Source organism: Halomicrobium sp. HArcel3, from assembly GCF_058933135.1.
Window position 1 is genome coordinate 452,851 of the sequence record NZ_JBZYDN010000002.1, and the last position, 20,624, is coordinate 473,474.

Annotated in this window: 27 protein-coding genes; 8 read left to right on the top strand and 19 right to left on the bottom strand. The window is 67.6% G+C overall.

Going from position 1 to position 20,624, the window contains the following annotated elements; all coding sequences use genetic code 11:
* Positions 1–76: 76 nt before the first annotated feature.
* A complete protein-coding gene (locus AC5FRV_RS08015; protein ID WP_493560570.1) occupies positions 77–1,852 on the top strand; it encodes a nitrite/sulfite reductase in 1,776 nt (591 codons plus the stop codon).
* Positions 1,853–2,575: 723 nt separating this feature from the next.
* Here AC5FRV_RS08015 and AC5FRV_RS08020 read toward each other — a convergent pair.
* Together AC5FRV_RS08020 and AC5FRV_RS08025 are read right to left on the bottom strand one after the other, a co-directional pair.
* Positions 2,576–2,848, bottom strand: a complete 273-nt coding sequence (locus AC5FRV_RS08020; RefSeq protein ID WP_493560571.1) for a hypothetical protein — start codon at positions 2,846–2,848, stop codon at positions 2,576–2,578.
* 162 nt (positions 2,849–3,010) lie between these two features.
* The gene (locus AC5FRV_RS08025) at positions 3,011–3,262 is read right to left on the bottom strand and encodes a hypothetical protein (protein ID WP_493560572.1); all 252 of its coding nucleotides are present in this window, start codon (positions 3,260–3,262) and stop codon (positions 3,011–3,013) included.
* A 102-nt stretch (positions 3,263–3,364) separates the two neighbouring features.
* Between AC5FRV_RS08025 and AC5FRV_RS08030 the strand changes: the two genes are divergently transcribed.
* Positions 3,365–3,649: a DUF6360 family protein gene (locus AC5FRV_RS08030; protein WP_493560573.1), complete on the top strand. Its 285-nt coding sequence runs from the start codon at positions 3,365–3,367 to the stop codon at positions 3,647–3,649.
* A 13-nt stretch (positions 3,650–3,662) separates the two neighbouring features.
* On the opposite strand, the gene AC5FRV_RS08035 is transcribed toward AC5FRV_RS08030, so the two are convergent.
* A complete protein-coding gene (locus tag AC5FRV_RS08035) occupies positions 3,663–4,100 on the bottom strand; it encodes a DUF6069 family protein (RefSeq protein ID WP_493560574.1) in 438 nt (145 codons plus the stop codon).
* A gap of 133 nt (positions 4,101–4,233) precedes the next feature.
* Between AC5FRV_RS08035 and AC5FRV_RS08040 the strand changes: the two genes are divergently transcribed.
* Positions 4,234–4,713 carry a hypothetical protein gene (locus AC5FRV_RS08040; RefSeq protein WP_493560575.1) on the top strand — a complete coding sequence of 160 codons (480 nt, stop codon included), beginning with the start codon at positions 4,234–4,236 and terminating at the stop codon, positions 4,711–4,713.
* Positions 4,714–5,268: 555 nt separating this feature from the next.
* On the opposite strand, the gene AC5FRV_RS08045 is transcribed toward AC5FRV_RS08040, so the two are convergent.
* From AC5FRV_RS08045 to AC5FRV_RS08065, 5 genes are all read right to left on the bottom strand, one after another.
* Entirely contained in the window at positions 5,269–5,391 is a 123-nt protein-coding gene (locus AC5FRV_RS08045; protein ID WP_493560576.1) for a hypothetical protein, read from the bottom strand.
* A gap of 84 nt (positions 5,392–5,475) precedes the next feature.
* On the bottom strand, positions 5,476–7,713 hold the full coding sequence (locus AC5FRV_RS08050; protein ID WP_493560577.1) for a type B DNA-directed DNA polymerase: 2,238 nt from the start codon (positions 7,711–7,713) through the stop codon (positions 5,476–5,478).
* Positions 7,714–7,715: 2 nt separating this feature from the next.
* Positions 7,716–8,021, bottom strand: coding sequence for a DUF8156 family protein (locus tag AC5FRV_RS08055; protein WP_493560578.1), 306 nt, complete (start codon positions 8,019–8,021; stop codon positions 7,716–7,718).
* A gap of 2 nt (positions 8,022–8,023) precedes the next feature.
* The gene (locus AC5FRV_RS08060) at positions 8,024–8,680 is read right to left on the bottom strand and encodes a hypothetical protein (RefSeq protein WP_493560579.1); all 657 of its coding nucleotides are present in this window, start codon (positions 8,678–8,680) and stop codon (positions 8,024–8,026) included.
* A gap of 218 nt (positions 8,681–8,898) precedes the next feature.
* The gene (locus AC5FRV_RS08065) at positions 8,899–10,023 is read right to left on the bottom strand and encodes an Ig-like domain-containing protein (protein ID WP_493560580.1); all 1,125 of its coding nucleotides are present in this window, start codon (positions 10,021–10,023) and stop codon (positions 8,899–8,901) included.
* A 167-nt stretch (positions 10,024–10,190) separates the two neighbouring features.
* On the opposite strand from AC5FRV_RS08065, the gene AC5FRV_RS08070 reads away from it, so the two are divergent.
* The 4 genes from AC5FRV_RS08070 to AC5FRV_RS08085 are packed head-to-tail and all read left to right on the top strand — an operon-like array spanning position 10,191 to position 12,333.
* Positions 10,191–11,033, top strand: coding sequence for an aldo/keto reductase (locus AC5FRV_RS08070; RefSeq protein WP_493560581.1), 843 nt, complete (start codon positions 10,191–10,193; stop codon positions 11,031–11,033).
* Between the two features lie 50 nt (positions 11,034–11,083).
* Positions 11,084–11,599, top strand: coding sequence for a hypothetical protein (locus AC5FRV_RS08075; RefSeq protein WP_493560582.1), 516 nt, complete (start codon positions 11,084–11,086; stop codon positions 11,597–11,599).
* Positions 11,600–11,658: 59 nt separating this feature from the next.
* Complete coding sequence (locus AC5FRV_RS08080; protein ID WP_493560583.1) at positions 11,659–12,114, top strand: VanZ family protein; 456 nt, start codon at positions 11,659–11,661, stop codon at positions 12,112–12,114.
* 27 nt (positions 12,115–12,141) lie between these two features.
* Complete coding sequence (locus AC5FRV_RS08085; protein WP_089819312.1) at positions 12,142–12,333, top strand: hypothetical protein; 192 nt, start codon at positions 12,142–12,144, stop codon at positions 12,331–12,333.
* Between the two features lie 31 nt (positions 12,334–12,364).
* Here AC5FRV_RS08085 and AC5FRV_RS08090 read toward each other — a convergent pair whose 3' ends face one another.
* On the bottom strand, positions 12,365–12,871 hold the full coding sequence (locus AC5FRV_RS08090; protein ID WP_493560584.1) for a hypothetical protein: 507 nt from the start codon (positions 12,869–12,871) through the stop codon (positions 12,365–12,367).
* 165 nt (positions 12,872–13,036) lie between these two features.
* On the opposite strand from AC5FRV_RS08090, the gene AC5FRV_RS08095 reads away from it, so the two are divergent.
* A complete protein-coding gene (locus AC5FRV_RS08095; protein ID WP_493560585.1) occupies positions 13,037–13,630 on the top strand; it encodes a GNAT family N-acetyltransferase in 594 nt (197 codons plus the stop codon).
* A gap of 35 nt (positions 13,631–13,665) precedes the next feature.
* On the opposite strand, the gene AC5FRV_RS08100 is transcribed toward AC5FRV_RS08095, so the two are convergent.
* From AC5FRV_RS08100 to AC5FRV_RS08145, 10 genes are all read right to left on the bottom strand, one after another.
* Complete coding sequence (locus tag AC5FRV_RS08100; protein ID WP_493560586.1) at positions 13,666–14,415, bottom strand: MBL fold metallo-hydrolase; 750 nt, start codon at positions 14,413–14,415, stop codon at positions 13,666–13,668.
* A gap of 48 nt (positions 14,416–14,463) precedes the next feature.
* Positions 14,464–15,672, bottom strand: a complete 1,209-nt coding sequence (locus tag AC5FRV_RS08105; RefSeq protein WP_493560587.1) for an MFS transporter — start codon at positions 15,670–15,672, stop codon at positions 14,464–14,466.
* Positions 15,673–15,972: 300 nt separating this feature from the next.
* Entirely contained in the window at positions 15,973–16,830 is an 858-nt protein-coding gene (locus AC5FRV_RS08110) for a formyltransferase family protein (RefSeq protein WP_493560588.1), read from the bottom strand.
* A 181-nt stretch (positions 16,831–17,011) separates the two neighbouring features.
* A complete protein-coding gene (locus AC5FRV_RS08115; protein WP_493560589.1) occupies positions 17,012–17,410 on the bottom strand; it encodes a rhodanese-like domain-containing protein in 399 nt (132 codons plus the stop codon).
* A gap of 26 nt (positions 17,411–17,436) precedes the next feature.
* On the bottom strand, positions 17,437–18,012 hold the full coding sequence (locus tag AC5FRV_RS08120) for a hypothetical protein (protein WP_493560590.1): 576 nt from the start codon (positions 18,010–18,012) through the stop codon (positions 17,437–17,439).
* A 109-nt stretch (positions 18,013–18,121) separates the two neighbouring features.
* On the bottom strand, positions 18,122–18,484 hold the full coding sequence (locus AC5FRV_RS08125; RefSeq protein WP_493560591.1) for a DUF7344 domain-containing protein: 363 nt from the start codon (positions 18,482–18,484) through the stop codon (positions 18,122–18,124).
* Between the two features lie 103 nt (positions 18,485–18,587).
* Entirely contained in the window at positions 18,588–19,196 is a 609-nt protein-coding gene (locus AC5FRV_RS08130; protein ID WP_493560592.1) for an NUDIX hydrolase, read from the bottom strand.
* Entirely contained in the window at positions 19,193–19,738 is a 546-nt protein-coding gene (locus AC5FRV_RS08135) for an NUDIX hydrolase (RefSeq protein ID WP_493560593.1), read from the bottom strand. Before AC5FRV_RS08135 ends, AC5FRV_RS08130 begins: the two co-directional genes overlap by 4 nt.
* A 4-nt stretch (positions 19,739–19,742) precedes the next feature.
* Entirely contained in the window at positions 19,743–20,201 is a 459-nt protein-coding gene (locus AC5FRV_RS08140; RefSeq protein ID WP_493560594.1) for a hypothetical protein, read from the bottom strand.
* Positions 20,202–20,612, bottom strand: a complete 411-nt coding sequence (locus AC5FRV_RS08145; protein WP_493560595.1) for a DUF5809 family protein — start codon at positions 20,610–20,612, stop codon at positions 20,202–20,204.
* Positions 20,613–20,624 lie beyond the last annotated feature (12 nt).

Below are 20,624 nucleotides of genomic sequence, written 5' to 3' on the forward strand. Positions count from 1 at the left end.
CCGTTCGAGGGAGAGGTGGGGACCTTTGACGCCAAGGGGTGTCGTATATGGGTGGGGCTCTAGCCACTGTACACGAATGCCCACGAAAGTCGAGAACTGGAAAGACGAGGTGTACGGGAACGAAATCCGTGACCACCTCATGGAGTTCGCGGAGCAGGGCTGGGAGTCCATCCCGGAGGACGAGCAGGACGCCTGGTTCGAGCGCTTCAAGTGGTGGGGGCTGTACCACCAGCGCTCCGGCCAGGAGAGCTACTTCATGATGCGCATCGGGACGCCCAACGGCGTCATCGAGCCCGGACAGCTGGAGGTCATCGCCGAGGTCGCCGACGAGTACGCCCGCGGCCCCGCCGAGAACCCCGAGTTCGGGGATGCCTACTGCGACTGGACGACGCGCCAGTCCATCCAGCTCCACTGGATCAAGCTCGAGGACATCCCGGAGATTTTCGACAAGCTGGAGTCAGTCGGCCTCGGGACCCAGCAGGCCTGCGGTGACTCCTGGCGGAACATCGTCGGCTGCCCCGTCGCCGGCAAGGACAAACACGAGCACATCGACGCCTGGCCCGTCGCCGAGGAACTCCACGAGACGTTCAAGGGCAACGACGAGTACTCGAACCTCCCGCGCAAGTGGAAGGTCGCCGTCACCGGTTGCGACCAGGGCTGTGGCCAGGGCGACATCAACGACCTCGCGTACGAGCCGGCCACGAAGGAGATCGACGGCGAGGAGAAGCTGGGCTTCAACGTCCGCGTCGGCGGCGGCCTCTCCCGGAAGGAGCCGCGCTTCTCGCGCTCCATCGACGTCTGGGTCCCGCCGGAGCAGGCCGCCGATGTCGGCGCCGGCATGTCCGCGCTGTTCCGCGAGTACGGCGACCGGGACGACCGCTTCAACGCCCGCATCAAGTTCCTCGTCGACGAGTGGGGCACCGAGAAGATGCGGTCGGTTCTGCAGGAGGAGTTCGTCGACTTCGAGCTTCCGACCGCGGGCGAGAACATGCGCGAGAGCTACACGTACAACGCCGGCGGCGACGAACACGGCGATCACGTGGGCGTCCACGAACAGCCCGACGGCAACTACTACGTCGGCCTGAACGTGCTGGTGGGTCGGATGGGCGTCGACGACGTCTACGAACTCGCCGACCTCGCCGACGAGTACGGCTCGGGCGAAGTGCGACTCACGCAGCGCCAGAACGTCATCGTCACGGACGTCGATAGCGACCGGATCGACGAGTTCCTCGACGAGCCGCTGCTGGAGAACTACGAGGCCGACCCGCACCCCTTCATGCGCGGCTCCATCGCCTGCACGGGCACCGAGTTCTGTTCGCTCTCCATCGTCGAGACGAAGAATCGGCAGGTCCGCTACGCCCGCTGGCTCAAGGACAACGTCGCCGTCCCCGACGGCGTCGAGGACTTCCACATCCACCTCTCGGGCTGCACCGCCTCCTGTGCCCAGCCCCAGATCGCCGACATCTCCCTGCGCGGGATGAAGACCCGCAAGGACGGCGAACCCGTGGAAGCGCTCGACATCGGCCTCGGCGGCGGTCTCGGGGAGAACCCCCACTTCGCCGACTGGGTCGAGATGCGCGTCCCCGCCGACGAGGTGCCGGGCTACGTCGAGAACCTGCTGGCCACCTTCGAGGACGAGCGCGCCGACGGCCAGACGTTCCGCGAGTTCATCGCCGAGCGCGACGAGGAGACGCTCCAGGACCTGGCCGAGGCCGAGGAGACCGACTACGAGGACCCGTACATGCACAACACGAAGATGACGTGGTACCCCTACGTCGAGGACGACGACATGCAGTCCTCGCCCGCCCCGACGAACGGTGAGGGCGAACCGCTCCAGCCCGCCGACGACTAGGACTTTCTTTCGTTTTCTGTTCGACTTCGACTTTCGATTTCGCTCGCTTCTCGTCTTCGAGTGACGACGAACGGGGGTGTGACGTGGGATAACTCTCTCGCCACCTCGCTCTGGGATCGAGGAACGGCAATCAACGACAGAGGAAAGCCCTCGCCACCTCGCGGTGGCTGGCTGAGATATCCTCGTTCGCTGCGCTCACTCGGATAGGGCCCACCCAGCCACCGCGACGTCGCTCGCCCTTTCATTCCTCCAGGGTCAGCACAGCACCGCAGCCTGCCCTTCCCCGAGTCGCGAGTCCGGCGCTGTCGCGCCGCCCCTCGCTCCCGGCCGACCGCCGGACGGTTGCGGAGCGGTCAGGAAGCGGTCGCGCACACGTCCGTGCGCGACCGGGGAGGTCTGGCGGACGTCAATCGCGAGTGCAGGAAGGCGCCGACCAGAGGGAGGGGCCTTCGAACGAGCGAACGGGGAGCGGAGCGACCCGTGAGCACGGGCCGAACGAAGTGAGGCCCCGCGAGCTATGCTGTGCCTGGGGGACTGAAAGGGCGAGGCCCGGTCGCGCTGCAAGGCAGTCGTTCAGCGGGCCCTACGCGAGTGCAACGAGCGTATCCCGCTGAACGACCGCGAGCGGGCCGAGGGCTTTCTCCTGCTGTTCGGACTCCTAGCAAGCTGGCTCTAGACGTTCGAACGATCGACACTCTCGGTGAAACACGACGAACGAATCAGTTACTCCCGGTCGTCGGCCAACCAGCGCGGTTCGAATAGTTTCTGGACTCGCTCCGACCGGTTGGGAAGGCCGTTCCGTAGCGTGTAGAGCGCGAGGCCGTAGGCCGGGAGGGCGATCAGAAGCCAGAGGGGCCTGAACAGCGCGAGCTTTCCACCCATATCGCCGGGGGCAAGCGCTACCAGGTTGTAGATATTCAGGGTTCCAACGACGAGGAACAGACCAGCGAACAGGAGACTCCGGACGGGATAGTCCGCGGATAGACACGTCTTCATCTGCTAAAATCCACTACTCTCCGATCATGCAAAAACGTTGGCTCGGACTCTCGTTTTCACCTCACCGGCTTTCGGCGATTGCCGTCGTCGCCCGGGTCTCAGAGAGCGAGCTCGAACTTACGACCGACCGCCATCGTTGTAGAAGCGCGGCCAGGAGATCCGTCACTCCTGATCGTCGGCCAACCAGCGCGGTTCGAACAGTTTTATGACCCACTCCGGACGGTGTGAAACACCGTACCGTAGATAGTAGAGCGCGAGGCCGTACCACGCCAGAACGATGAGTGGGCGGAGCCACGCGAGCCCGAACATCGCGTCGTCTCCGGCGAGCCAGAGATACACGGTCCCGAGGGCGGCGTACAGGCCCGCGACCAACAGACTCCAGACGGGACGGTCGTCGGAGAGGCACGTCTTCATCAGATAAAATACGGTTCCCGACGTTACTGCAAAAACGTTGCTGCTGTCCCGTCACCCCGAGAACGGTTGCTTAAGTTTCGAGGCGTCGAACTCCGACTCATCATGGCAGACCGCATCCTGAAGGCCAACGCCTACACGACCTTCGACCTGCTCGACGGCGTCGTCGAGGGCCACGGCTTCACCGAGGAGGCCTTCGCCATCCTGAACGTCACCACGGACAGCCGCGACGACCCGGAGTTCGTCGAGCTACAGGTCGAGATGGATAACACCGACCTCGACGAGGTCCGGCCACACGCCGATAAACTCTCGCTGTCGGCCGACCAGGCCCGCGAGATGGCCGACGAACTGGAGAAGTACGCCGATCGGGTCGAGGCGGCCGGGGAGTGACCGACGGGTCGGCTCACTCCAGCATCGCGGGGCCGTAGCGGTCCGTGAGGAGCGCCACGGCGACGGCCGCCGTCGTCAGGTGCATCGCGGCGAGGGTGATCGCACCCGTCACGGTCCCGCCCGGCATCGCCGGGACGAAGAGCGCGTCGGGGACCCACGAGAGGACCAGGACGACCGCCGCCAGAAGCGTGAACGTCCGGTCCGGGTTCGCGACGAAGCGGTCGAGCAGCGCGTAGACCACGGTCGCACCGGCGACGCCGACGGTGGTGAACAACAGCACAGGGCCGTACGACAGCGGATCCAGGGCCGGCGCGACGCCGGCGGTGATCGCTGCGAACGTGATCACGACGTTGACGACGCCTGCGACGAGGACGGCGGCGCCCCCTCGCTTCGCTATCGTTTCGAGTCCGAGGTGCTGGCGGTCCGCGGCGGTGGCGGTCTCCGTGCTCATACGCGGGAATAGTTGCGCAGATGACGTTAATCTGTCTGCGCGACCGCTCCCATCGACCCTCGTCAGACGCCGCCGGCCCGTCCCGGCGCCGTTCGACGAGAGTTTATCAGTGAGGACCGGGCCAGCACTCGTCATGTCCGACGACGGTGGCTGGGGGAGCGACCGACTGGAAGTCACATATGCTGAGGCGCGGGCCGTCCTCGACGCCCAGAACGACACGATGGGCGACATCGACAGCAAAGCGATGCGGACGGTCCGGTTCAACGTCCTCCTCGTCGGCGTTCTCATCGCCGCGGCCCGGTTTGCTGGGCCCAGCGTTTTCGATCCTGCACTGTTGCATCTGTCTATCGGTTCGTTCGTCGCCTCCGCAGTGCTCGGAATCGTCACCTACAACGAATCAGATCTGTTCGTCGGGCCCCAGGGCTCCTACGTCGAATGTCTCGCTCACGGCGGCCCAACAGATTCCCGATGGGATCGGGACCTCCTCGAAACGTTCGGCGGAATGATCTCCGAAAACGCCGACGACATCGACTGGAACTCCGGGCTCCTCACCGTGACACAGGGAACGCTCATCGTCGGAATCGCTTCGGCTGTCCTGGCCGCACTTATTTAAGAGAGGACGGCTAATTTCGCTATATGAGCGCAGACGCCCGCGAGAAAGCCAGGAAGAACGGACTCCGAAGCGGAAAGGGCCGTCGTCTCCTCTCGCGCCTTCTCGGGCGCGTGAACGACGACGAAGACGAGTAACACGAAACTTTCTCCGCTTCTCTCGCGTCCTCGTTCGTGAACGTACTGTGAGCACCAGTTCACGTCATCGCCGAATTACTGTTGGATCTCCTTGCTATGAATGTCACTAAAAGTATTTGTCCGCCCGATTGTCGAGTACTGTTTGGTTCCCTATACCCCCACGTTTGTCGACGCCGCGGACGTCTTCGAGACCCGATAGACTGAAATCGGAACGCTCTATCACGAGCGAAAGGTGCTCCGACCCTCGCTCCTCGTCTCCGTCTCTGTCGGGTGGACCACCGCGTTGCTCGGCATCATCGTCGCCGTGAATGCCTCCTCATCGACAGATCCGCACAGCTCTCGCCCGTCTGTGCACGCCGAACCGATACTCCATCAACGGGCGCTGCCCCGGTCCTGGTACAAAAAGGTACGACTACTCTCGCTACTCGTTGTGTTCCTCGAACGTGACGAACTCGTGGTCCTCGACGACGTCCTCTGCACGTCCTTCGAGCTCTGCTTTCACGTCTTCCGGGACTTCGTCTTCGTCCCCCGTCGGTGAACTCATAGTACCCGTTTTACGGCTGTCTGGCCATAAACCTGTGGACGGTGATATCGACACCCCCGGAATCGAACGGGTTACTGGGCCCTACTACCGTCGTGTAAACGCCCCCAGCGTCAGGTCTCGGCCGTCGTCGAGGTACCGTCGGATCCGCTCGCGGTCCCAGCCCAGCGGCGAGACGACGCTCTCGGCGGCCCGCACCAGCAGCGTCTCGTAGAAGTCGGCGTCGTAGTCCGCACAGTCCTCCCACGGCAGGCGGACGCGGTCCCTGTCGCGGCGTCCGTCGTCGACCACGACGTAGCGGACGTCCTGGCCGGGATTCCGGGCGACGCCGTGGGCCTCGTAGCGTTCCAGCGCGGCCACCGTTCTGGTCCGCTGGTCGTAGTCGGCCAGCGGCTTCGAGGCACTCGTTCGGACGACCAGGTCGTCGGGGTCGACGTTGCCCGACTGAACGCGAGCGATGGCCCGGGCCAGCCTGTCACAGACCGGTGCTGGCTCACGATACTCGTCGAGGGCCTCCACGAGGTCTCGCTGGACCTCGGCGACGAACGCCGGCGTCGAACGCTGGCGCGTCTCGATACCACGGAACTTGTAGCCCCCGTCTTCACGCCGGCCGAAATAGGACGTCAGCGACCCGCGCTCGCCGTCGGCGGTGGGGACGAAACACACCCACTCGAAGTCGCTCTCGTGTTCGAGTGGGATGCCCTTCGTCTCGGAGATGCGGGCACAGACGTCCGCGATGGGCGTCGGGTCGTCGACAGCGGCGGTCACCCAGAGGCTGTCGACGATGCCGTGGACGACGCGCCAGCCCGCGGCTTCGAGGTACTCCTTGGCGTCGAGCAGCAGTTCGCGGGCGTGGGCGTTGATGGACTCGTGGACCTCGATGCGGCCGAACTTGCTGTTGCGGTAGCCCTGGTAGCCGAAGCAGGTGACGAGGATCCACTTCAGGGCGCTGATCTTCGACTCCAGGCGGGCGGCGCGCTCGGGGTCGTCGGTGGCGCGCAGGTCGGCCTTGAAGCCGTAGCGGTCGCCGACGATCCGGTCGAGGACCGACGGAACGAACGGCTCCTCGATGTCGGGACAGACGCTGTAGCCCAGGACGGGCACGTCGTCGGTGTCGTGGCACTCGCACTGCACCGTCTCCGGGCTCAGACCGTTCTCGATCATGATCCGCGGATAGAGGGAGGCGAAGTCCACCTCGACCACGTCCTCGTGGAAGCCGACGTCGGGCTCGAAGGTGAACCCGCCGCGGTCGGCGTCGTGGAGCGTCCCCATTCGCTTGAACGACTCCCCCTCCCAGGACCGCCAGGGGACGACCACGTCCCGGTCGCGGGCCTCCCGGATCTGCATCGCCGTGAACACCGTCCCGATGGAGGCCCACGAGGCCTCCTGGAGCGGCTTCCACGACCGGTCGACGAGGTCGAACAGGCCCGGGAGCTGCCCCTCGCGCCAGAAGAAGCTGTTCGAGCGGTCGACGAGGGCTCGCCCGGGCACGTCGTAGCGGGCCGGCGAGTGGCCGACGCGACCGTAGCTCTCGTAGGAGTTCTCGCCGGCGAGCACGCGGTGGCCCGGCAGGCGGCCAAGGTCGCACTCGACCCCGAGTTCGTCGGCCCGGTCGTGGATCAGCGGGACCAGGTCGGCGCTGGAGAGGATGAGGACGTCCGGGTCCACCGAATCGAGGCGGTCGGCGAGCGCGCGGAGGATGGACGTCTCGCCGTCGCCGTCCGGCGAGAGACGCTCACGGGCTTCGCCCGTTCGCCGTTCCGCGGCGCGTGGCGCCGCGCGTCCCTCGCAGGTGAGCGCCGCCAGGTCGCCCGCGGCCTGCCGCTCGGCCGGGAGCGAGAGCGACAGCGATCGAGGCCAGTGCGGGCCGCCCTCTTCACCCTCGGGCGTCGGGTCGACGCCGCGTTCGAGGCAGTAGCGGAACTTCGGGCTCAGGTCGACGTCGTACAGCCGAAAAGTGCCAGGCCTCCAGTTCTCGGGTTCTCTGGAAGTCCGCACCTCCCGCGCGAACGTGGCGATCTCGCTCGGCCGCTCCAGCGAGACGGCGAGCACTCGCGAGGGGTCGTCGCGCAGGTTCAGGATCTTCCGGTCCCACGCCAGGTCGACGACCTTCGGATCGGATTCGAGGGCCGCCCGCAGGTCCGCCAGGGCGTCGTCCGGGCCGGCGACGTAGCAGGTCGGGGCGTAATCCGGGTCGCGCTGGACGACGACGTTCTCGGAGAACCGCTCCGTCGTGGTCCCGGGCACGTCACGCGGCTCGGCCCCGGCGGGCACCCGGGACCACAGGCGGACCTCGTCGTCTTCGACGTCGACGGCGACGACCACGGTCAGGCCACCTCCCCGTCGGCTGATTCGACCTGCTCCTGCAGGACCGCGACCGCCTCGCGAAGCTCCTCGATTTCCTCGCGTTGCTCCCGTATCGTGCCCTCGTGGGCGAGCAGCATCGACAGGAGGACGAGCACGTCGCGGTCGAGGTGGTTGGCGTAGCCCGCGGCGTCGGCGAACTCGCGAGCGCCGTCGAACAGGCTGTCGAAGTCCGACTGGTAGCGCCGGCGGAGCCCACGGCGGTAGTCGCCAAACTCCCGCTCGTAGGAATCGAGGAAGTCGCGGTAGGTGGGGTTCGTCCGTCCCATGGCTAGTCGAGCGCCGCGACCTCCGTCGTCGACGGTTCGACGGCGTCGAGGGCCACCCGGTCCGCGACCGCACCGCACAGTTCGACCCAGTAGGGGATCGTCGTCTGCCACCAGCCGTGCTGCCAGTACCCCGTCGTCTCGAACTCGTCGGTGGCGAAGGCGTAGCCCAGGTCGGTCCGCCGGCACTCGATCTCCGTCGCCGCCAGGTCCCGGACGGTCGCCCGTCGCTCGTCACCGGCGCGCGGCGCGCTCACCAGCGCGGGCGCGTCGAGCGCGTCGGCCAGGTCCGCCAGCAGTCCGATAGAGGCGTCGAACAGCCGGTCGATCTCGGCATCGGAAGCGTCGGCCGCCTCGTACAGCGTCGCGACGTTCGGCGCGACGATCAGTCCGGTGCGCTCGTTCGCCGCCGCGACGGCGTTCCGGACGAGCTGGTGGTGCTGGTGAGCCGTGAACGCCCGCGCGACCCGTATCCCGCGTAACGCCCGCCGGTTTGGGACCTGCGCGGTCAGTCCGTACGTCGAGGCCGCACCGCCCGCGTCGATCCACAGCGCTTCACCGTCGTGATCCGAGCCCAGCACGAGCCGCTGGATTGCACCGCTGTCAGGCTGCTCGACGAGGGCCAGACCCGCGTCGAGCGGCGGAGTCGCTGTCGCTGTCATACCTCCACCTTTGCTTCACAGGAGGGTATAGCCCAGCCTAGGTCGCGGTGGAAGTGAAACTGTACGCCGTCTGTGGATCTCTCTGTGAGGGCGTTCTGCCGAAGGCCAATTTTGCTGGTAGATCCAGTCTGTGGTCGGGAACCGTGTCACGCCCGAACTGGAATGCATCGGAGTCGCTCTGAAGACTCGACCGACGCCGCGAACTCACGTCGTATCGCTCACTCGCAGTTGTACGTCACTGGCTCGATCTGGGGGCCGTCAGGACCGAGCGTCACCGTCGGCGAGAACTGTTCGTAGCAGTCGCAGTACGCAAGCGTCTCCGCACCGGTTCCGGCGTCGGTCGCCGCACGGAGCGTGTAGAAATCGCCGATGGGAAACGAGAGCGTGTGTTCGGTCTCCGAGTCGGGTTCGACGGTGATCGACCCATCGTCGACGGGATCCTCGCCCCGGAGCAGCGTCAGGTCCACCGACTGCGACTCGTTCGTCGGATTCTCGACGACGAGGCTGGTCTCGCTCCGGCCGCCGCAACCGACCAGCGGGTCGCCGTCCTCGTCGACCACGACGAGGAGTTTCGGCCAGTTGTACTCGGCGGGCACCTGCCAGGAGTACTCCGTGCTGCCGCCGTCCGCGATGTCGACGGTGACCGCGTACGTCCCGGCGCTGGCGGTCACTGCGTCGTTCGACACGAGTTGTCGACCACCGACGTCGGTGGTACACTCGAAGTACGTCGTCTCCTCGTGAGCGATCGAGACTGTCAGCGTCATCGTCGACTTCGCGCCGTTTCGGATCTCGACCGTCCCGGGTCGATAGGTCTCTTCGGCGTCCGGAAGCGAGAACGGGAGGTCGCCGTTCGTGCCGGCGTTCTCACAGACCGGGCCGCGCAGTTTCTCGCGAAACACGACCTGGTCGGGACCGGTGATACGGACCGCTAGTCGTCCGTCGTATTCTGTTCCAATCTCCCAGTCGAACGTGGCACTGGCCCCCGAGTCGAGACGGGCCTCGACGGTGTAGTCGCCGGGGCGGGCGATGGCGACGTCCAGCGCTCCGTCGTCTGCCTCGAACGTTTCCGTTCGTTCGGCGATTCGTTCACCGCTCCGACGAACGGTGACGGTCAGCGTGGCGTTCTCGTCGATCTCGTTTATGCCCGTGAGGCGCGCTTCCACGGGCTGTGCGGTGGGCGATTCGCTCGCTTCGGAGGCCGTCTCGCTGCTGGTCTCGGTCCGTCGTTCGCTGCGGTTCGCTCCGCTACCGTTCGACGGGGCGAGACACCCGGCGAGGCCGCCGACGCCGAGCGTCCCCGCACAGGTCCCGAGTACCGAGCGCCTGGAGGGCGGTTCTGTCACGGGTGCGCCATCTGACATCTGTATAATGTGTCTTGTGGTCGACGCCGTTCGATGGAGTGGTCCGGTGTCGCAGGTGTCTCCAGACGGAAAATTCCCGACAGACGACCGGTGAGGCCGGCCGCTAGCCAACACCGTTAACCGCAGAGCGACCCCACCAACGGACGAACATGACTGACGTTCCGACGGTCGAACTGCAGAGTGGCGACGAACTCCCGGCGGTCGGCGTGGGAACCTGGGACATCGGCGGCGACACGGTCCGCGAATCGGTTCGGGCGGGCCTGGAGGCCGGCTACGGCCACGTCGACACCGCCGAGGGGTACATGAACGAGGCCGAAATCGGCGAGGTGCTGGCCGATTACGACCGCGACGACGTGTGGCTCACCTCGAAGGTACTCCCGAAGAATCTCAACTACGACTCCGTCATCGCCTCGTGCGAGGAGTCCCTCGAAAAGCTCGGAACTGACTACCTGGACCTGTACCTGATCCACTGGCCCAACCCCGCCATCTCGCTGCGCGAGACGATGGACGCGATGGCGACGCTACACGAGGCTGGCAAGGTGAAGAACGTCGGCGTGTCGAACTTCTCGGCCTACCAGCTGAGCTGCGCCCAGCACGTCTCGGACGTTCCCATCGCCGTCAACCAGATCGAGTTCCACCCGTACCTCCAGCGGTCCGACCTCGTCGAGTACTGCCGCGAGACCGACACCGTGCTGGAGGCCGCGGCGCCGCTCGCCCGCACGGAGGTCTTCGGCGACGAGACCGTGCAAGACCTCGCCGAGCAGTACGACCGATCGCCTGCCCAAATCGTTCTGAAGTGGGCGGTCGAACAGGACGTCGTTCCGCTGCCCAAGTCCTCCTCGCCGGAGCACGTCGAGGGGAACCTGGATCTGTTCGGCTGGGAGATGGACGACGCGGATCTGGCCGCACTCGACGACCTCGACCGAAACGAACCCGTCTACGACTTCCCCTCGCGGGACTGGACCGGCGACGTCTACGGCATCTCGCAGTAGACGTCCGGGCGACCAACAGATTTTCCTCTCATTCGGCTGTCGATTCGCTCGTGAAATCGTTCCGCGATCCGGAGGCGCTGCGCGAACGCCCGAGCGTTACCTTTCGCGAGGAGACCGAGCGAGTGGACCCTGCGGCGAGCGAGAGCGTTCGCGCGGACCTCGCGGCGCTCGACAGCCACGTCGTGGTCGGTGTCACGAACGACGCGGACGAGGTCCTGCTGATGGACGACGGCGAGCATGGCTGGACGCTGGCCGCCGTTCCCGTCGAGGCCGGCGACGACTGGCTGGCTGCGGGCCGAAACGGGGTCGCGGGGCTCACCGATGTCCGCGTCGCCGTCGACCGTGCCGAGCGGGTGCGCCGCGCCGACTACCACGTCGGCGACGAGGTCGACCCCCACGCGACCGTTTACACGGTCGTCGTCCGCGGGGAGTCCGTCACGGGACGGCCGGTCGCTTCGGATCCGACGATCGCCGGCGAACCGATTCCGGACGTCGGCTGGTTCGACGCGGTTCCCGAGGGGGTCGACGGCCCCGTCGCGGACGACATCCGGCAGTTCCTCGCGTGAGGACTGCCGGCGTCGCTCGACGCCGGTGCCGTTAACTCGCGCCGTCGTGACCGGACTGTATGCGCCGCCTCCGGGTCCCGCTCGTCCAGCGCTGGCTCCGCTGGAGCGTCGTCGTCCTCGTGGCGGCGACCGTCTTCTACTTCTCCGTCCTCGTCTCGCCGGGCCCCGCCGGCCGCGAACTGCTCGGCCCACTCTGGGACAAGTACCTCCACGCAGTCGCGTACGCGGGCCTCGCGCTGGTGACGGCCTACGCCACGGCCGGCTGGCGAGAGTGGCCCTACCGCCGGGCCGTCGTCGTCCTCGTCGCCACCGTCGCCTTCGGCGTCCTGATCGAGTTCGCCCAGGCGGCGGTCCCCTATCGGCAGTTCAGCGTCGCCGACATGGCGGCCAACGCCGCCGGCGCACTCCTGGTGGTCGGCTGGTTCGCCGTCGAAGCCCGCGTGCGCTACCGCCGCGTCGACCCCGCGGACGCCCTCGATGGGTCGCTCGTCCCGGTGCTGGGACGGGAAGAGTAAACTGGTCGTGCGCCATACCCGCTCACCATGGCCGACCGGCCCGCTATCGACCGCTGGGACGTCGCCGCCGTCGTCAGTGCGGTCGCCGTCCTCCTCGTCGCCTACGTGGTCGCTCCCGGGCCCATCGTCCAGTACGGCGCCTGGCTGACGGTGTTCTGTATCTGGATGTTCTGGTTCGTCTTCTTCGGCACGAAGTGGCTCTACGGCGTCGACGTGTGACCGCAATTCGCAACGATGGGAAACCCGGCGGTCAGTCGCTCGCGTGCCCCCGCCGCCCGCTCGCGACGGGGCCGGCGTCCCGTCGCGACTGTCCGGCCCATCGCCGGTACACTGCCGCCCGGTGGGTTCCCCAGATCCACTCCCTGGTCTCCGGGTCCGCGGGGACGTCGTCGGCGTGGTCCGGCACCAGTTCGACCAGTCGGAAGTACGCCTTGCCCGGCATCTCCCGGTCGGCTCGCGTGACGACCGCGGGGAGCAACGGTCGGTCGTTCGCGGCTTCGTGGACGCCGAGCACGACCAGCACTCGCTCCAGGCGGGAGGCGTGGACGCCGCACTCCCCGGCGACGGTCCCGTAGTCGGTCAGCGTGCGGTCGCGGGCGACGTCGACGAGGCACTCGGACACCGAGTCGACCTTCCGCGCGACCGTCTCGAGGTCGGCGTAGGGAGAATCGACGGTCATCGACGCGTCGTCGATCCGGCGGAGGACCGTCTCGTCGACGAATGGGTGGAGGGCGTCGCGCTCGCTTCGTTCGAGCATACGGGAGCCACGCCCAGTTCCGCCAAAGGTATGGGCCGCCGACTCCGCCGAAAGGCGCGATTGAACGGGAGGGCCCGCCCTCGTTAGGCGGTTGCTAAAACACTCCTCGCGCCGTCGAATCCGGAGCCGCGACCGTTTTGGGCCCTCGCCCCGTCGGGTGGGTCGATGACGGGACGCATCCGCGTGGCGACGCCGGACGACGCCGGGGCGATCCGGGACATCTACGCTCCGTTCGTCACCGGGACCGCGATCACGTTCGCGACGGACCCGCCCGACGAGGCGGCACTGGCCGCCGATATCGGCGAGACGGACCGGTACCCCTGGCTGGTCTGCGAGGCGGGGGGCGCCGTCGTCGGGTACGCGACGGCCTCGTCGCTGCGGTCGCGACCGGCCTACGACTGGGCGGTCGAACTGACGATATACGTGGCCGAGGACGCCCAGCGCTCGGGCGTCGGTCGGGGGCTGTACACTGCCCTCCTGGACGTGCTCGCCTTCCAGGGCTACTGCGACGCCTACGCGGTCACGACGCTGCCGAACCCGGCGACCGTGGGGCTCCACGAGTCGATGGGGTTCGACCGCGTCGGTCGGTTCCCCGCCGCGGGGTACAAACTCGGCGACTGGCACGACGTCGCGTGGTGGCACCGCCAGTTGCGCGACCGGCCCGCGGATCCGGACCCACCGGCGCCGATGGAGTCGGTCCGCGAGACGCCGGACTTCGCGGACGCGCTCCGGGCCGGCGAGGCCGCCCTGGCGGAGTGAGTCGGCCGGCCCTCGCCCGTTCGGTTCCAGTACCCTCAGTGCTCGTCGAGCACGACGGGAACGCCGGCCTCGGCGACGTCGGCGGCGAACGCGCGCGAGTCGATCTCCTGTGTCGAGAAGGTGTTGTAGTGGATGGGCAACACGAGGTCGGGGTCGATGGTGGCGGCCAGCCGGGCGGCCTCGTGGCGGTCCATCGTGAAGCGCTGGCCGATCGGCGGGCAGAACAGCGAGACGTCGATCGAGCGGTGGCCGGGCAGGACGTCGGTATCGCCGGGACAGAGGATGCGCGTGCCCTCGACGTCGAGGACGAAGCCGCAGCCGAAGCCCTCGGGGTGGTAGGGGGTGCCGTCGGGGCGGGTGTTGGGGCCGTCGGGCTCGTTGTACGCCGGGACGGACCAGACCCGGACGCCGGCGTCGGTCGTCAGGCTCTCCTTCGTCCCGACGCGTCGGATCTCGTAGGGTAGCTCGTCGAGCGGCGGCAGGTCGCGGTCGGCGGCCTGGCCGTCGATGCCCTCGAAGGCCACTACCGTGGCGTCGTCCGCGGCGACGCGCTCGATGCCGTCGGGGTCGTAGTGGTGGACGTGGGTGACACAGACCACGTCGCCGTCCCCCGCGCGGTAGTCCTGACTCGGCGGGTGGCCGATCCCCTCGGTGTCGGGCTCCCACTCGCCCGTGAGGACGCCGTACCGGCCTGGATCGACGTAGACGACGGTCTCCTCGCCTTCGAGGCGAAGCGTCGCGTACCCGAGCCAGTCGACGGTGAGCCCGTCGTGGCGAACAGTCATCGGCCTCGCCTAGGGACTGCCCGCCAAATACACTGCCGATCCGGTGATTCAGCGCCGGAGGAGCAGGTACCCGGCGACACCGGCGGCCAGGACCACTGCACCCGAGACGACCAGGAGGACCCGGTAGCCCGCCGTCGTCGTCGCGAACCCGGCCTCGGCGAGGAACGTGAACGTCACCGGGCCGAGCGTCTGGCCGAGGCGGAGCATGCTGGTCCGCATCCCCATCATGCCCGCGCGGAGGCGCCCCGAGACCAGCGTCACGATGGCCGTGTCGATGGAGGGCATGACGATGCCGAAACCGACGCCGAACAGCAGGAGTGCGGCGCCGATGAACAGGGGCGAGGGTGCGAGCCAGATGCCGAAGAGGCTCGTCCCGTAGGCGACGAAGCCGAGCGCGACCAGTTCGGGCGCGCTCCGCCACTGGGAGATCCGGCCGTACTGCGAGGAGACTCCGGCGCTCGCCGCGGCGACCATCGCCAGGACGACGCCGATGCGGCCGGCGCCGAGGCCGAACTCGTCGCTCAGCAACAGCGGGAGCGCGGTCTGGATGGCGCCGTAGAAGACGAAGAAGATGACGAAGATGGCGGCGAAGATGGCCAGCGCCTCCGGAAGGAGAATGGCCTGGCGCATCCGGGAGAGGTACTCCGCCGTGCCGGTCGACTGCTGGCCCTCGGGTTCGTCCAGCGTGAGCGCGGCGAAGACGCCGACGAGGACGCCGACGCCGAAGAAGAGGAACGGCGCGTTCCAGCGGATTCCGGCCAGCGCCCCGCCGATTAGGGGATAGAGAGCCGCGCCCGTCCCGAGCATGCTCCCGTTGAACCCCATGACGGCGTCGCGCTGGGCGCCGTCGTAGCAATCGCCGATGAGCGTGACGGCCAGCGTCACGAGCGCGCTCGCCCCGATGCCCTGGACGAAGCGCAGGACGAGCACTTCCGTGAAGTTCCCTGCGAACGAGATGCCGGCGCCGGCGACGCCGAACAGGACGAGGAGCGGGATGATGACCCGCCGGCGGCCGACCCGGTCGGCGACCAGCCCGATGAACGGCGTCAGGACGACGCCCGGCAGGGTGTAGGCCGTGATGACCAGCCCGACCTGCGCGTCGGTGATGGTGAACACCGCCCGCAGGTCGGGCAGGACGGGTGTGATCAGTGACACGCCCATGACGCCCATCAGCGAACTGGCGAGGATGACGTACAGCGCGCTGGACCGCCAGGGAATCGCCGCCAGTCCGCTCTCGTCGCCGTGCTGGGAACTCATGGGGTGTGGTGGTACTTCGCGCCGAGGGGACCGCTGCGTGGCACCGTGCAGCGTCGACGGAGTGTCGAAACCGTACGTTTCGTTGCGCCTACCGCGTCAAAGACCGTTCGGATCCCGCCCCCGTCGAACTCGTCTCGCCGGGCGTCCCACGAAATGGCTGCCCTTTTGGCGCTCACCGTCGAAGATTCACGCGGTGGCGATGACGAGCAGTTACCCCCACCGAGCCCCGTGTGACGATGGACTTTCACCGAGCCACCACTCACTTACTTCCCGAGCGCACGCTGGGGCTGCGGTCGCCGGTCACGCCCTGCTCTCGCCGGGAGAAGATCGTTCTCGCACCCACCGCCGGATCCGGCCTGCCGTGTTGGCGACCAGATACCTGCCGACGGCCGTGCCCGTCGGGAGGGTGTAGTACTCGCCCTCGTCGGGCTGGCTGGGCGTGAACGTCGGGTCGGTGAGCTTCCGGACCGCCGTCACGAGCATCCCCTCCGCGACGACGTAACCGCGACGCTTGATCGCCTGCCAGGTGTACATATCGTCGATGTTCACGCGTTCGAGGACGACGATGCCGCCGCCGTCGATCGTCTCGGTTATCTGCTGGAGCGTGACGCCCGTCGCGTCGTCTCCGCCGACGAACTCCCAGAACCCTCGCCCCATCCGGCCCCGGTACTCGTTGATGTCGCCGAAGTGGTAGCTGAGAACGCCGTGCTGGGGGGCCTGGAGAATCTCCCCCTTCAGGATCCCGAACCCGTGGCAGCGAACGAGGACGTCGACTGCCGCGGCCAGTTCGTCCACGACGGGCGCGGGGAGTTCGACCCCGAAGTCGTCGGCGGGTTCCGGCCGGCAGTAGACCCGCTCGGCCGTCGACACGCCCTCGACGTCGCTGATCGGATCGAATCGCTCGTGCTCCGGCGTCGGAGTGAGAGAGCGACCGACCCCGACGAGCGACCACAGGGGGTAGTTGCGGACGCGACGCAGCGCCCGCCGGTAGTAGGGGACCGTTCGACACCCGCGGACCTCCGGTTCCTTCATCACGACGTGGGTTATTTCGGCACTCGTCTCTGCGATCGCCCGGTCGAGGGCACGACGTTGCCACCTCGGGATCGCGTCGCTGCACAGTACGCCTATATCGAGTGAGTCGTCGGTGTCAGCTCCCATCGTTTCCGTCCCGTTTGGACGTGTAGGTCACCGACCCGACATTGTAACGACCGAGTTATGCGCCGCTAATGCGGTCTGAACGACGATAATCCGCCCGTTCGCTCTCTGAACGACCGATTAACGTAGCGGCACGCGGCGTAGCCTTGCGTTTCTGGCGTTTCGCACCCGCTTCCCCGTGTTTCTAGAACGGCGCCTGTGGCCCTTCGTCGTCTTCGCCCTGTTCGACCGAGTCGCCGCCCTTCTCGATGGGGCCGTCCCAGTTCGACAGCCCCGGTGCGAAGCTCTCGGCCCGCCCGTCGAACCCCTCGTAGGAGGTGATTAGCCGCGCCGCCTGGACGCTGGATTTCCCCTTCGGGCAGACCGTCACGACCCGGTCGTCGCCCTCGAACTGCTCGATGTCGTCGACGAGCCGCTGGAGCGGGACGTTCTCGCTCCCGGGGATGTGACCACGGGAGTAGGCGCCCGGCGAGCGGATGTCGACGACGCGGACGGTCTCGTCGTCGCCGTCGCCCCGCTCGCCGTTCTCCTCGATGCCGTCCAGTATCGACCGCAGCTCTTCGGTACCGATTTCGCCGTCCATCGTTGCCGATAGTCGACGGTGGAGGCCTAAACGCCTAGCGGAACTGGCCGGGCGTCGTGACCGGGTGGGACGACCGCTCTCCACTCCGGACAGCCCATCGTCGTGGCGATGGTTCTGGTGTCGACGCTTCCGTTCCCGGTGACACGGACCGTCGCGGACCGTTCGTTACAGTCGAACTGGTCGGCCGTCACCGCGTACGTTCCGACCGTCGCCGTCGCTTCGTCGGTGACTTCGAGCAGGAATCCGGGCGAATGGAGTTCCAGCTGGATGGTTCCGTTCGGTCGAAGCGTCTCCGTGTGCGAGACGACGGTAGAGCCGCTCCCGTTGTGCCGGAGTTCCAGCGACACGGTCCGGTTCGCTGGGCTATCGTTCCAGATGCGGATCGGCAAACCGCTCCCACCGCCGCTCACCTGGAACACGACCGTCGGTTCGGCCTTCGTCCCGTCGTTCGGATACGCTCCCAGGTGGTCGATAGCCGGTCTCTCGGCTGTCGATACTGTGGGTGGGTCGGGATGTCCAGAGAGTGCAGGGAACAGCACGACGGAAATGCCGATGCCTGCGGCGACGACGAGCAACACCGCGAGAAGCGGCCGAACTTCCATGAACTGGGGTCCCGGCGGTGGCGGTATCTGTTTTCCGGTGGCCCCGGACGAGGACCGCCGCAGCTCTCCTACAACGAGCGGTCGTTGGTTGCGTCGATCTGGCCGCCCCTCACTCCGCCGTCTCCGGCACGGCGTCCAGCGCGTCCCGGTGGGCGTCCGTCGCCGCCCAGCCGTGAACGTCCGCCCCGTCGACGGCCATCGAGGCGAGTCTCGCCTCGGCGTCGAACGAGACGACCCCCGCCTCCTGTAGCTTCGGGAGGTGGCGGTGATAGAGGTCGACGTAGATCCGTTCGGCCGCGTCGTCGTCCACCGGTCCTCGCTCCTTCGCCTCACGCTCCGTCCCCTCGCGTCGGGCGACGTCCCGGGCCAGGTCCGCGAGGTGGAGTCCGCCGTCCGCTCTCGCGAGACACCGGAGTGCCGACAGGCGGCGGTGGGAGAGCGCCGCCCGTCGTCGTTTGGTCGTCGGGGACATCGTATCGCCGTCACTCGGTTTTCTCATGACCGTCCCTAGCCCGAGCACGGGAGTAAACGGAATGCCGGACTAGTGGGGGTGGTGCCGTGTGGCCGTCACCGGATTACAGCAATCCGTCCTCCCTGGCGAGCAACAGCGGCGTCAGCGCCAGCCCGTTGACCGGCCCTTCGCGAGATCGGACGACGTCGAGCACCTCGTCGACGGGTGCGGTCAGCGTCTCGATGACCTCGCCCTCGTCGGGGTCGGGCTCCCCTGCAACCAGGTCCTCGGCGAGGAACACGTGGCGGACGTAGCGGGTCCACCCGGAGGGGACGTACGACTCGACGAAGGAGAGGTCGCCGGCGCGGTACCCCGTCTCCTCGCGCAACTCGCGGCGAGCGGCCGCTTTCGGCTCCTCGCCGTCGTCGATACCGCCGGCCGGGAGCCCGACGGTCTGCATCCGAAAGCGCGGCCGGTACTGGTCGACGAGGACGAGTTCGTCGTCGTCGGTCCGAGCGATAATAATGACGGCGTTGCTGGGGTTCAGCCAGTAGTAGTTCGCGTGCTCGCCGTCGGGTCGTTCCACCACGTCGTAGCCCGCCTCGAAGAAGGGCGTCTCCCACGCGATAACGGACTCGTGGACCGGCCACGCCGGATCGGATCTGTTCCACGTTCCCTCGGCGGGGCCTCCTGGGTCGCGCTCGCCCGGTTCGTCGGCTGGCCGCTCGTTCACAGCAGCCCCTCCGCCTGCGCCAGCAGGATGCCCTCGATGGTGGCGTCGTTGGCGGGTTCCCGCCGGGCGACGTCCAGGGCTTCGTCGACGGGGACGGTCCGGACGGTGAGGAACTCGTTGTCGTCGAGTTCTCGCTCGGCGGGTTCGAGGCCCTCGGCGAAGACGATGCCCCGGCGGTGGCGCAGGACGCCCGTGGAACACCAGAACTCCTCCAGCAGGGAGACGCCGGCGGCCTCGAAGCCGGTCTCCTCGCGCAACTCGCGGGCGCCGGCCTCGCTGTAGGACTCGCCGTCCTCGACGATGCCCGCCGGCAGTTCCAGGCACTGCTCGCGGATGGCCGGGCGGTACTGGTCGACGAAGACGAGGTCGTCGCCGGTTCGGGCCACGACCACGACGGCGTCGGGGAGTTCCGCCCAGTAGTACTTCTTCTCCGAGCCGTCGGGCTGGCCGACCAGGTCGTACCCCCCGTCGTACCACCCGGTCTCGTACTCGGTCTCGCTCTCGACGATCGGCCACTCGTGGGTCGAGGCGCGGTCGCTCATCACCTTACTGTGTCACCGCGACGCGGTAAAGCGTGCCGTTCCGGGCGACTCTGACACCTTCCCCCACCGTCGCGTTCGGGTGCTGGCCCCGGAGCGCGTTCACCTCGTCGAACGGCGAGTGAGTGAACGCCTCTTTGAACCCGACTGGGCCGCGCCAGTACGGACCCGACCGACCGGGCTCGCCGCCGGTGGCGTTCGCCAGCGCCGCCGTCGTGTAGGGGTAGGCCCGCTCGGAGAGGTTCGCTCCGTCGACGGCCGACCCGTTCGCGACGAGGGCGTTCGTCACGGTGGCGTTCGCGACGGTCGCGTTCGACGCGTTCTGGTCGCCGTACTCCCCCACCGGCGTCGCGGTGAGGTAGTACGGGTCGCCGGTCTTCAGGAGCCCCGGGAGCGCACCCAGCGCCAGCAGGACGACGAGGACGGCGAGGATGGCGAGGACCAGGTTGCGGGTGACGCGGCGCACCTACACCACGTCCTCGTAGATGTGCCCCATCGCCTGGCGGCGGAGGGTCCCGACGGCCGCCTCCTCTTCGCCGTGGAACGTCGCGGCGACGCCGTCGGCGAAGCCGGGGGCGTGCCAGACGACGTTGTCGACGTTCTCGGAGCCGAACACCTGGTACTCGCCGTCGGTGTCCGCCCGGTGTTCCTCGAACTCCTCCCTGGTTCCGACGGTCACCTGGAGCTGTTCCGCGAACAGGACGTCCCGGGCAGTCCCGACGACGTCGCCGGTCACGCGCTCGTCGTACTCCTCGCGCCCGAACTCCATCGCCCGCGTCGACTCGCGGACGACCAGCTGTGCGGTCGACGCCAGTGCCTCGTAGCGTTCGCTCGCTTCTTGCTCGCTCTCCGGCAGAAACCACCCGACAGTGTGCATACCACGGGGTTG